This window comes from Paenibacillus sp. ACRRX (assembly GCF_022346885.1).
Classification (GTDB): domain Bacteria; phylum Bacillota; class Bacilli; order Paenibacillales; family Paenibacillaceae; genus Paenibacillus_B.
The window spans coordinates 495,773-507,678 of the sequence record NZ_JAKRNK010000003.1; the positions used below are offsets into that span (position 1 = coordinate 495,773).

The 11,906-nt window shown below is 43.1% G+C and carries 12 protein-coding genes; 5 read left to right on the forward strand and 7 right to left on the reverse strand.

Going from position 1 to position 11,906, the window contains the following annotated elements; all coding sequences use genetic code 11:
* Window positions 1-298: 298 nt before the first annotated feature.
* Entirely contained in the window at window positions 299-1,234 is a 936-nt protein-coding gene (locus tag MH117_RS12875) for a VanZ family protein (RefSeq protein ID WP_239329115.1), read from the reverse strand.
* A gap of 271 nt (window positions 1,235-1,505) precedes the next feature.
* On the opposite strand from MH117_RS12875, the gene MH117_RS12880 reads away from it, so the two are divergent.
* Together MH117_RS12880 and MH117_RS12885 are read left to right on the forward strand one after the other, a co-directional pair.
* Complete coding sequence (locus MH117_RS12880) at window positions 1,506-2,096, forward strand: TetR/AcrR family transcriptional regulator (protein WP_343224460.1); 591 nt, start codon at window positions 1,506-1,508, stop codon at window positions 2,094-2,096.
* 24 nt (window positions 2,097-2,120) lie between these two features.
* Window positions 2,121-3,323: an MFS transporter gene (locus tag MH117_RS12885; protein WP_239329117.1), complete on the forward strand. Its 1,203-nt coding sequence runs from the start codon at window positions 2,121-2,123 to the stop codon at window positions 3,321-3,323.
* Between the two features lie 186 nt (window positions 3,324-3,509).
* Here the strand turns inward: MH117_RS12885 and MH117_RS12890 are convergent, their stop codons facing one another.
* Window positions 3,510-4,295, reverse strand: a complete 786-nt coding sequence (locus MH117_RS12890) for an alpha/beta fold hydrolase (RefSeq protein WP_239329118.1) — start codon at window positions 4,293-4,295, stop codon at window positions 3,510-3,512.
* A 211-nt stretch (window positions 4,296-4,506) separates the two neighbouring features.
* Between MH117_RS12890 and MH117_RS12895 the strand changes: the two genes are divergently transcribed.
* Both MH117_RS12895 and MH117_RS12900 read left to right on the forward strand, forming a co-directional pair.
* Window positions 4,507-5,598 (forward strand): sensor domain-containing diguanylate cyclase, encoded by a 1,092-nt coding sequence (locus tag MH117_RS12895; protein ID WP_239329119.1) that lies wholly within the window; start codon window positions 4,507-4,509, stop codon window positions 5,596-5,598.
* Window positions 5,599-5,719: 121 nt separating this feature from the next.
* Entirely contained in the window at window positions 5,720-6,100 is a 381-nt protein-coding gene (locus MH117_RS12900) for a hypothetical protein (protein ID WP_239329120.1), read from the forward strand.
* Between the two features lie 32 nt (window positions 6,101-6,132).
* Here the strand turns inward: MH117_RS12900 and MH117_RS12905 are convergent, their stop codons facing one another.
* The 5 genes from MH117_RS12905 to MH117_RS12925 form a co-directional block, all read right to left on the reverse strand.
* Entirely contained in the window at window positions 6,133-6,720 is a 588-nt protein-coding gene (locus MH117_RS12905) for a DUF4291 family protein (protein ID WP_239329121.1), read from the reverse strand.
* Between the two features lie 154 nt (window positions 6,721-6,874).
* A complete protein-coding gene (locus MH117_RS12910; RefSeq protein WP_239329122.1) occupies window positions 6,875-7,360 on the reverse strand; it encodes an NTF2 fold immunity protein in 486 nt (161 codons plus the stop codon).
* 6 nt (window positions 7,361-7,366) lie between these two features.
* Entirely contained in the window at window positions 7,367-8,203 is an 837-nt protein-coding gene (locus tag MH117_RS12915; RefSeq protein WP_239329123.1) for a TIGR02452 family protein, read from the reverse strand.
* A 41-nt stretch (window positions 8,204-8,244) separates the two neighbouring features.
* Entirely contained in the window at window positions 8,245-8,796 is a 552-nt protein-coding gene (locus MH117_RS12920; protein WP_239329124.1) for an NADAR family protein, read from the reverse strand.
* Window positions 8,796-9,686 (reverse strand): NUDIX domain-containing protein, encoded by an 891-nt coding sequence (locus MH117_RS12925; protein WP_239329125.1) that lies wholly within the window; start codon window positions 9,684-9,686, stop codon window positions 8,796-8,798. The genes MH117_RS12920 and MH117_RS12925 overlap by 1 nt, the downstream gene beginning before the upstream one ends.
* Window positions 9,687-10,049: 363 nt before the next feature.
* Here MH117_RS12925 and MH117_RS12930 point away from each other — a divergent pair, with 363 nt between their 5' ends.
* The gene (locus tag MH117_RS12930) at window positions 10,050-11,795 is read left to right on the forward strand and encodes a methyl-accepting chemotaxis protein (protein ID WP_239329126.1); all 1,746 of its coding nucleotides are present in this window, start codon (window positions 10,050-10,052) and stop codon (window positions 11,793-11,795) included.
* Window positions 11,796-11,906: the final 111 nt, after the last annotated feature.

The window sequence follows — 11,906 nt, forward strand, 5'->3', positions numbered from 1 at the left end:
TGATCGACACCTCGTTCAGTTAAAATAAAATATATTATTTTAAACAACATCCCCTATAGAAACGGTTATTTCTTGTAAATACGTTCAATTCGTCTGGTCTTAATAGAATAACTCGTTCTTCATAAATATCCGGTCAGAGTCGACGTCAACATTATTTTGTAATTTTAATATAGACTAATGATTGTAGGTAAAACAATAATAATTCTACGCCTGATAATGGTGCTCGCCGTCTATAACGGCAAGTTTTAGGGCCATCCTTAGCGGATGGCCCTTTACTCTGTTTATAGGTTTATAATTTTTACCATTTCCAGGAATATTCCATCTCCCTAAATCCAATATCCCATAGCTTTTCATTTCCTTTAACGGTTATCGTAAGCTCATTTGCACTTTCGAGATAAATTGTGAGCATATTCGGCTCATGGCGTTGATCTTCTGCAGACGCAGACAGAAATTCCTGTCCATCTACAGAAACATTTAAACTCCCATGAAAATCCTCTTGATCGGGAATTCCATAATTCAGATAGAGATAAAGCTCCTTCTTGCCTAACGTATACGTGTACGTTTCAACATTTTTGCCTCCGGCGCTATATACATTATGTTGAGGCTCTATCTTTTGACCACCAATTTTGAAACTGTATCGTTTTGTTTCTGTTGTTGGATTTCTGATCCTATCTTTCAGATCATCTAACGCCACAAAAGCACCTAGATCTTGGGTAAACAATTTGTCAACAACACCGAAGCTCCCCCAAATTCCGAACATAAGGATAACAATAGAAATGCCAGCAGCAGCTATATTTCTCCACGCATTTTTTGTACGAAAGCCAAATTTGTACGCCCCGAATCCAACTGCTGCGCCTACTGAGTTTTGAATGACGTCGTTAATATCGAAGCTGCCGAGTAAAGTTAGGGCCTGAATGGTTTCAATCACGAGAATGGACAGAATGAACAATGTCATAAATCGAATAAAGCTGACCCGATATAACAGCGGAATCAATAGGCCAAACGGAATGAAGGCTATGATGTTTCCAAACGTCACAAAATCCATCAGAGTAGGATGCAGCAGATCCGCTAGACCCGGCAATCTAAAAAAACCGTCCGGTGCAAACATAAAGGTGTAATCTGTCTTTTGATCTATGGTACCTACTCTGCCGAAAGCGAGAAATAAAAAATATAGAATCATAATGGTATAGGCTATGGTTATGGCAAAAATAATCTTACGCTGTCGTTTAGTCATCGTTTTTCTCCTTAACTTTTCTGCGCGGAATATAGCATGGATGGTCAAATCTCCATAACTACGCTGATGGATATCATGATATCTGTTTAACATGACTTTCAAGTGACAGCGAAGGTGACAATTTAGTCACTTACAGAGCGCCGCTAACTCACTTTCTTTTAAAATTTAATCCGATACTGGGTACCCTTCTTGCTCTCGCTTGTCGCAACATCCATTTGTATAAAAAATTTAAATTTGATAAAATAACTGACGAACGTTCGTTAATATTGAGGTGATAGTATTGAAAAGCAGCAAAATTAAAGACATCGCATTAAAATTTTTCACCATTCATGGATATGAGGGGGCATCTCTGTCTCAAATTGCCGACAATGTAGGTATAAAAAAACAGTCCCTCTATGCTCATTTCAAAGGGAAAGATGATTTATTTCTACAAGTTTTACAAGATGCCAAAGAAGCCGAGCTCTCATCGAAGCTGCAATATTTGAGTAAAGTAGGTACCCAACATCCCAAAGCGGATTTATATGGATATTTGCAATTGGTCATTGATTTGTTTCAACAGAGCGAGCAGTTGAAGTTCTGGCTGCGTATGTCTTTTTTCCCACCGCTCCATCTGGCAGCAGCGATTAATGAGGAAGTAATCGATACGGAAACAAAGATTCAAACCGTAATCGAAAGCAAATTTCAGGATTGGATCGATGCCAAAGCCATCATGGAAGATGAAGCCCTCATCCCTACGCTTGCCTTCTCAGCTGTTGTTGATTCAATCATGTTAGAGCTTGCATATGGAAATGACGAAAAACGTTTAAATGATAAATTAAATGCCTCATGGACTGTTTTTTGGAGAGGTATTTCAAAGCTATGATGTTATAGAAAGAGGTATTGCTTCATGAAGAAACCATTAAAAGAACAAAAAACAGTCCTACTCATTTTGCTAAGTAATATATTCATTGTTTTTCTAGGTGTAGGACTTATCGTCCCTGTTATGCCATCCTTTATGAATCTTATGCATTTATCAGGCCAATCAATGGGATATCTTATGGCGGCTTTTGCGTTTGCACAATTACTCATGTCTCCCCTTGCAGGACGATGGATTGACACGTTTGGCAGAAAAAAAATGATCGTAATCGGCTTATTCCTCTTCAGTATATCAGAGGTGATCTTTGGATTAGGTACACACGTATCCGTTCTTTATTTATCTAGAATTTTAGGTGGCATCAGTGGTGCATTTATTATGCCGGGCGTAACTGCTTTTGTTGCAGATATTACCTCAGTAGAAGAAAGACCTAAAGCCATGGGTTATATTTCCGCTGCTATTAGTATCGGTTTTATTATTGGCCCCGGTATCGGAGGTTTTATTGCTGAGCTAGGGGTGCGTGCCCCATTCTACTTTGCTGCTGGCTTCGCCTTAATTACATGTATTTCATCCGTATTTATTTTAAAAGAGCCCCTATCCAAACAGGAGCTTAAGGAAATCAGTCTGCTCAAAAAAGATACCAGCTTTGTAACAGATCTGAAACGATCCATTCAGCCACAATACTTAATTGCCTTTATTATTGTGTTTGTACTGGCCTTTGGTTTATCAGCATACGAAACCGTATTTAGTCTGTTCTCAGATCATAAATTTGGTTTCACTCCAAGGGATATTGCGACCATCATTACAATAAGTTCGATCTTTGGGGTTGTCGTTCAGGTCTTTTTGTTTGGTAAAATGGTTGAAAAACTCGGTGAGAAGAAGCTCATCCAGATCTGCCTTGTTGCTGGCGTCGTATTGGCGGTAGTATCCACTATGATCTCAGGTTATTTAGCCATTTTGCTAGTAACTAGCTTCATCTTTCTGGCATTTGACTTGCTGCGTCCCGCGTTAACGACCTATTTATCTAAAACAGCTGAAAAAGAACAAGGCTTTGTCGCTGGAATGAACTCCACCTATACAAGCTTGGGCAATATCGTAGGGCCCTCGTTAGGCGGTATACTGTTTGATGTCAACATCAACTATCCGTATCTCTTTGCTGCTGTTATTATGTTTATTGGTCTTATCTTTACGATCATGTGGAAAGAAAAACAATCAGCTGCCAGCTTGGCAAAATAAGAAGAACATGTGTGTTCCGCTAGCGGCACATAGCCCGCCAACCTTCTATACCTAATCTACGCGCTATGATCAAGCCGTAATTGCACTTATAAAAAAGAACCTCATCCCAACTTGGTGGGACTTGAGGTTCTTTGCTTTGCATTTGGAATATGCTCATGCCGGAAGAACAATCTGTGACAGTCCCTTCTACGCAGTCAGAAAACGAGCCAATCGCTCGATGATCCGCTCATGCGCCTGCAAAAATACTCCATGTCCAGCTCCCGGCACCATTAAGAGCTGGGCATCCGGGATGCGTTGAGCCAAAATCTCTGCGTGAGCGGAGGTGAAAATCCAGTCCGCTTCCCCGTGAATGACCAGCGTTGGAACGGAGATGGCTGGCAAACGATCGTAGGAATCGAAGCTTTGATAGGCAGCGTTATGAATGGATGCGGTCCGCTGATCGATGGGATAACACTGCATGAGCTTAGTCAATTGTTCCATTAATGCCGGGTTATCTCGAATGAACCACTCCGGAAATAAGAGATGTAGCGAATCCCTGGGCGATGAAAGGACAAATTTCCCACTAATTAGCTCAAGCATCTGCGAAGAAAGCGCAGCGCGCGATACGCCAGAAGTGGTGCAAACCAGCACCAGCTTTTCCACGCGATCTGGGTTCTGAAGCGCGACCTCTTGAGCAATCATTCCCCCCATCGATTGGCCGAGTACGTAGGCTTTCTCTATTTGTAGCTCATCCATTAACCCCACAACATCTGTGGCCATGTCCGCAATCCCATACTCCTCCGCCGGATGGCCGCTGCGTCCCGAACCCCGATTGTCCAGCATAATGAAGCGGTAGTTGTCCGCCAGCGCGCTCCTCGTTGCCGGATGCCACCAATTTAGATTGCTGTCCTTACCTTGAATACCGATCAAAGGAAGTCCATTTCCTTCAGTTTCATAATAAATGGGTATGCCGTTTGACGTATACATTGCCATTCAAACTCCTCCATCCTACCGCTATTTACAATTTTCCCGTCTGCAAACGTGTAACTAATATAATGGAACCCCTTTCGGAAGAAATGCAAAAGATGCAACGCCCCCTACTATCCCCCAAGTTCGGAGCTCTGCTGACAAACCTGATTAAAGGTGCTAGCATATTACCTAATAATGACCTACAGATTACTATGCAAAGCATGGAGGAATTGGGATGATGCTTGAGAAAAGCCACCTTAATGTCATAATGGAAGTCCAACAGCAGATGCTGCTATCTAACTTTGATTTGAAGCTGTTTATGCAGACGATCTGCGATCGGATGTGCCTATTAACCGATGCCGATGGTTCTACCATTGAGATGCTGGCGGGCGATGAAATGGTTTATGCTGCCGTCAGCGGCACCTTGCAGCCTCATCTCGGAATTCGATTAAATAAGAACGGCAGTTTGTCGGGTTTGTGCGTGACGGAAAAGGAAATCTTGTATTCGCCGGATACGCAGCAGGACGTTCGCGTCAACAAGGAAGCAACGATGAAAGTCGGTGCGCGAAGCATGGTTTGCGTTCCCCTGTTCGAATCTAGCAACGCCGTCGGCGTGTTAAAAGTCATCTCCGATCGTCCCGATGCTTTCTCCAGCCGCGATATCGAGACGCTGCAGTTGTTATCGCTTGCCCTGGGCTCGGAGCTAGGCAAGCAAATCAACTACGATGACAAAATTCGGATTCTGAACGATTACGAGCAATTATTGGTTCAATTAAGAGCCGAAATTGAAAGACGCGAAAAACTAGAGTGTGAGCTTATTCAATTGACAGAGCGCGACATTCTGACGGGATTACTGAATCGTAGAGGCTTTAGCCATCGAATCCAAGACTGGATTAATCGGGCCAGTCGAGAAGAGGGCTCATTGGGGGTGCTCTACCTCGATTTGAATAAGTTTAAGCAATGTAACGATACTTACGGCCACGAAGTCGGCGATCTCGTGCTTGTAGAATTCGCAAATCGCATTAAGAAAGCAGTTCGCGAATCCGATCTGATCGCACGCGTAGGCGGTGATGAGTTCGTGGTGGCGGCATGGCTGCAGAACGACTACGACGGCTTAATGCGGGTTGCCAAGCGTTTGATCGAGCAACTAGAAGCACCGATGCGGATTAAGGAGCTTCAACTACCGATGTCGACCAGCGTCGGCTGTACGCTATGGGCAGAGGGCACGACGGAACTTGATCTCATTCGCGCGGCGGACCAATCGATGTATCTGGCCAAGTCCAACGGCATCAACCGAATTGTGGTTAATGGGGAGCTCTTAGGGTGATTCAGCTATATTGAATGAAGCTGCAAAATTCCTTACCCCGCAATCATTTACTTGTAGGTGGTCGATTCGAAGTCTATTTTATAATCATAATGCAGCGCAATTATATTGGGGTGGACAATTTATGAAGAGTCAATTAAGAAACATTACCATTGATAGCCAAGCATTTGTTTATTGGTATACAGCTGGGAAAACTTTTACATTAAATATTTCTCCAAGGGAAAACAAAAATATCAAAGTCACACTTATTTTCGAATCAAAACCACCAGATGAAGATCCCTTTACATCTTGGGCTTTTTACAATATTACAGCACAAATTAATGGTTTAGAAGCAGACATACACCTGTGCAAGCCAAAACATATAGCTGAGATAATTTCATATCTAATGAAACAAAGAAAAGAATTATTTACAAAAGGACAGCCTCATATTTTAAATAATGCATGGAATTTACTAATGGAAATGGGGTATTCTCATTTCAACCCAATTTGGGTTGGTGAATGGTAATGACGAACCGACTAATTGAATTTAGTTTGTTATCACATATCCAACCTCCTTCTAATTTCGTTGTTTTTAATAGGATAAATTTTTTCTATTGGTAAATTTTTAGAGTTTAGTTTTCCCTGCTTTCGCTGTACATTCCATTTCTTCACAAGCGGTGTCAAATCTTCAATACGGTAAATGCCATCTGTCAATAACTCTTTTAGAGTGGTTCCTTTTAGACCAATTTGAATGGCTGCACGATTTATGGAATTGCTATTCACATTTCTATCGGGATCCCATTGACAATAAACTGTTGTGTCCTCAAATGCTTTTTCCCATTGAGTTGATCCTTTGTAAATCGTTGAATCTGGTGAAGTTAGCACCGCTTTCCTCAACAAATCATCAAATTTTTCTATATAAACATCCACAGCCAAAATGCATTCCTGATTTTTCTTTGTTCCCCAATTTGACCGATACATCATCCACAAAAAAGACGGTTTTATCCATGTCATACGATTAAGATTAAAGTTTTCACCAAAAGTCTGTAAGGCAACTGCTTCTTTTGCAATTACTGGATTATAAGCCTGATAAACCCGTATATATTGTCTATCGTATTGTGCAAATACCTCTTTTATGTATTCCATGGTATCTCCCTATACTCCGATTTCTCGCACTGCGTCTTATTCGCATCATGTGCCAAATAACAATAGCCTGGTACTTACTTTGCACCATATTTAAAATTAGACCGTTTAACGTGAGATCGATCAAAATATTGAAATCCGTTTATTTTTTGGCAATCTATCTTGTTCCATACATCATAAGTAACCTTCCATTTTCTTTTGCAAGAGCAATATAAATAACACCGCCATAACATCCCGGAGGAAGAGTTCCTTCAATAATCCAAGCTTCTGCAATAGGGTTATAGCTGATAGCAAAGGGAGTTTCCTCCAAAAAATGGGGGTAACGTTCCGCCAAATAGGAGAAGATTGCCATTGCAACTGCGTGTACATCTGTAAGCTCACCAAAAACAGTTTCATCTCCAAACCGATTATCCTGGAGAAGAGTGTCGCGATCGGCGAAATAGAGTTCAAACCTGCCATATAAACTCTCATCATCCAAATCTCGTTCTACAAAGCCATATTCGATGACTTTTTCCTTTTGATAAACATTGCTTTTGCTCTTTTTCTTATAGTCGGCCCGTATGGTGATTTGATTGACTCGAAGCCGGTCACGCTCTTGCTCCTGCTCTGCTATTAATTGTTCCCAAGCATCGATAAAGCTCATTTTGATTCACCCTCTATGCCCATTGAACTCCTTTTCAAAAGCCCGAATGCACTTACCCTCTTTGGAAGTGTCCCATACCGCAAAACAAATTTCCGAAAACAGGAGTCCCAAGCCCTCATCCTCCAGCAGCTCCCGCCACCACCCTGCTACCTTCACGGGGTCATTCCGAAAAACACCGCAGCCGTAAGCACCCAAGATGAGGTTCATATCGCCTTTTTGGGCGAATATCGCTAAAGCCAGTCGCATCCGGTCTTTCATCATACAGTCCGCTGTTTGGGGATCCTCTCCCTTAAGCAGAACCTGTCCATAATTCACGGCAGGCAGAGTCAATACTGAAGCTGTCACCGGCCGCTCTATAAGGTCGAACCGCTGGTCACGGAAAAACACTACGTCTGGTGAATAGATGGCGTGATTCGTATACATCATCGATTTCCAGGCCCGATTCGCCATATAATAACGTTCATTGCGCAGCTGCGTTTCATATAATCCGCTGGATGCCGCCAAGCTTTCTTCCTGCGCCATCGCCCCGTTTAAAAATCCCCCTCCGGGATTTTTCGCGCTAGCAAAGTTTAACACGCCGACTCGCTCTTTCCCTGTCTCCGCAGAATCTAATATCGCTTTTACTGTGGTCTCGTTGGCGACAAAATAAGCAGCTTCTTGCGGCAGCTTAGGCATCTCGACGATTGCCCGTACCAGTGTCTCTCCATGTTCAGGTGCAATCAGCTCGCTATTTTCCTCGGAATGCTTTTGCGCAGTAGCGAAATCTACCTGCCGCCCCTTATATTCATAGAAGCCCTGCCGCTGTATTCGTAATGTTTCCTCGGCAATTTCTTTTCGTTTCATTTCATTCCCTCTTCTTTCATCAATAACTAGTCCGGTAGATGTTAAGCTCGCAGCAATTCGTCCCTCACTTCAGTCAGCACAAATCCGAGCAGGTTCCTACCACGCCATTTTATAGGGTTCTCCACATCCGGATTGGACTTCCCCATCCCGATCCCCCAAATGCGATCCCGTGGGCTGGCTTCGACGAGAATGCGGTTTTTCGTTGATTTGAGATAGTCTCCAAGCTTAGGATCCTGCGAAAATTTGGCCAAATTGCCTCTTTTCACGATGCCATAGCATTCGTTGTCCCAAGTGTCATTATCGAAGTCTCTAACTGCACGCCCGTAGGCTTTCATCTCCTTAGGATACTTCGCTTTAAGAATTGCGTCTAACATTTCGCCATCTCCAAAAAGTCTTGCTTTCTCGGCCATCATAAACTGCTCGACACAGGAATACTCGTATCCCTCTACCATAAAAGGACTCATCCACCATTGGCTGAAACAGCTTTTGTCGACCCCGCCGTCTTTTGGTGGTGTATGGCCCCAGAAGAACACAAACTTGAACGTGTTACCCGCAATATATGCTTTTCTCAACTGTTCGATATTGTATATCATCAATATTCCTCCAAATTTCTCCGAAACAAGCGGGAAGGACGGTGTCCCGCATTTTCAGTATAATGATCGGTCTCCGCCACGAGATACGCCACTTTACGCCGGAAGGCAGCCTTCAGCAGCTCTTTATCCAAGATCACCTCGTAAACCTGCTGCAGCTCCGTCAAAGTAAAGAGGTGCGGCATCAAATGCAGCGCAATGTCGGTATAATTCACTTTTCCCCGCAGTCGCTCCATAGCACGGGCGATAATCTTCGCATGATCAAAAGCCAATCCGTGATTTGATACGATGGAGTAGGCTGTTGATGTCGAAGTCGGCTTTGATGTCACCGTCCGTTCCACAACTGCGGTAAGCTCTTCCTCTTCGCTGCTTAGCTTGAGCTCGTATTCCATCGTTTTTACATACCCATCCTCAATAAACTCTTTACGTTCACGCAGGAGCCGATAGGTTACCTTGAACCAAGCTGCGCCAACAGCGTCATCCCCTGCTTTCAGCTGCACCTGATCGCTGTTAATTAAGGCCATGTAACTGCAGCTCATTACCCAGGTACGGGGGTCCCTACCAACATCGCTGAAGGTGTACAACTGCTCCAAATATACATCATCCACGCCAGTCTCCTCGCGCAGTTCCCTCACCGCCGCCTGCTCCGTCGTCTCAGTCGGCCGGACGAAGCCGCCCGGCAGCGCCCAACTGCCCAGGAACGGGTGACCTCCGCGGCGAATAAGCAGAATTCGCAGTTCTTTTTCCGGAAGCTTGCGGTAGCTGTCCGCCTCCGTGTTCGTTACCGTGAAAATAACCACGTCCGCCGCCACAGATGGCCGCTCGTAATCCCCGGCACGATACTGCTCAAAAAATTCACGTTCCGTAAGTCCATCGCGATCCAATAAGTTCAAACGTCCTTACCTCCCATTGTTATTTATTTATTCTAGCCGTACATTTCTCCGAAATAGTTCCTCAATAATCAGGTTATAGTTAGTAACTATTTAATAATAACATTTTGTTAATATCAAATATAACAAAATAGCAAAGGAGATGCAAGCAGAAACGTAATGAGGATTCCTCCTACATCTGGATCGACCGGCCTATTATGGTGTTCGCCATTGCAAAAGACCCAGCAAAAAAATAAATAGGAGCTTGTCGCGTCGTGACCGACTGGGGAATAAAGGATTTTTATGTCGTTTCTTGAATACTATATTTAGTAGAACATTACCCAACATCAAGAGAGGGAGTAAACATCAAGAAAGGGAGTCGAGAACATGGGGAAAGTAAATAAGAAAAAAGCATTAACCTTTTTTTCAAAGAACTTGATATTCTCTATTTCGGGAATAGTTCTAGCCTGTCTGATCATGTCAGTGATTAGTTACGTTATTATGAGTCGTGCGCTTATTGGCAGTTTGGAGGAGCAGGCAACAGGGGTTGCAACATTATGGAAGAATAGGTTTGAAGTAGAAGACTTGAAGAGCGCGAAGACAAGTTCTTCAATAGACTCAACAATCCAGAAAAAACTTATGTCCTTACTCGATGAATTGTCAAATGGAAATGCTAATGTAGCGCAGGGGTTCCTATTCGAGCCGGAAGTCGTGGATGGTACAAAAACAAGGGTCTTATCTAACCCTACTCATTTATTAGAAGTGGGACTTAAACCTGGAGATTTATTTGATCAGCCGACTGATATGGTTAAGGCATTCCAAACATTGAATCAAACGAAATCGCTAGTAGTTCCCCCTATTTACAAGGATGATATTGGATCATGGCTCACGGTATTAGTTCCAGTCCTCGATCAACAGCAACAGCTCGTTGCCGTATTTGGGATTGACGTGAATGCATCCGTAATTTCAGAACAACAAGACAATTTGATTTGGTCTTTAGTGATTGCTTCCCTGTTGTTTTTAGCTTTTGGAATTATTATACAAATTTTTGGTCTAAAAAGGCTATTACGTCCTATCAAAGAATTAATTAGTGGTGTTGGAAAGATCAGCAATGGTGACCTCACACAGAAAGTGATTGTCCATTCAAATGATGAACTAGGACAATTAAGTGAGAGCTTCAATGAGATGGCCCGATCGTTACATAGTATTTTGGAACAAGTACAAACGACTGTCGAACAAGTAGCGTGTTCCTCTGAACAATTATCAGTTAGTGCCAAAGATTCAACAAAGGCGTCTACGGAAACGGCTACAATCGTCCAAGACCTGGCGACCGGAACGGAAATACAGGCGGGAAATATTGATCAAACTAATCGTGCTATAAACGATATCTCGACAAGAGTAGGACAAATCGAATCCAACTCCCGCGTGGTCATAGATAAGGTGGCTATTGCGACAAACCTTGCAACAGAAGGAAACCAAGCGATTGATATGGTTGTTAAACAGATGAATTCTATCAATTTTACAGTAAACCAATCCGCTGAGTCTATGAAATTCTTAGTCGATAATGCCCTTCACATCGGAAGAATTGTAGAGGTCATCAATACAATCGCTAATCAAACGAATTTGTTAGCCCTTAATGCTTCCATAGAAGCTGCCCGTGCTGGAGAACATGGACGTGGTTTTGCTGTGGTTGCAGGTGAAGTGAGAAAGTTAGCTGAACAGTCTTCCAACTCAGCTCAACAGATTACATCCTACGTGGGGAGTATCCAAGAAGGAATTCAAAACGCTGTCCAGTCTATGGAGCATGGTACAAGAGAGGTTACAGAGGGACTCCATTTGGTGAACCAAGCAGGATCATCGTTCCATGAAATTCGCGGTGCGGTTGATGAGGTGTCGCTGAATATCCAAGTTATGTCCACTGCTCAAGAACAAATGACATCTCGTGTTTCCGAGGTTCTATCATCGATGACTCGAATTCTGGATGTCACCAATGAGGTGGTAGGTGGAACACAAAATATTGCTGCCGCAACGGAGCAGCAGTTGGCTTCTATGGAAGAGGTTACATCTTCTGCAAATGTATTGTCTAGTATGGCAGAAGAACTCCAAGGGAAAATAAGACAGTTTAAGTTGTAACAGGAATAGGATGCTTGATTAGCGGTCTGACCTTGCCAAAGAGAGGCTGTCCCAAAAGTAGTTCAACCTACTTGAGGGATGGCCTTTTTGATTAGTGTGTAGCCAATACGA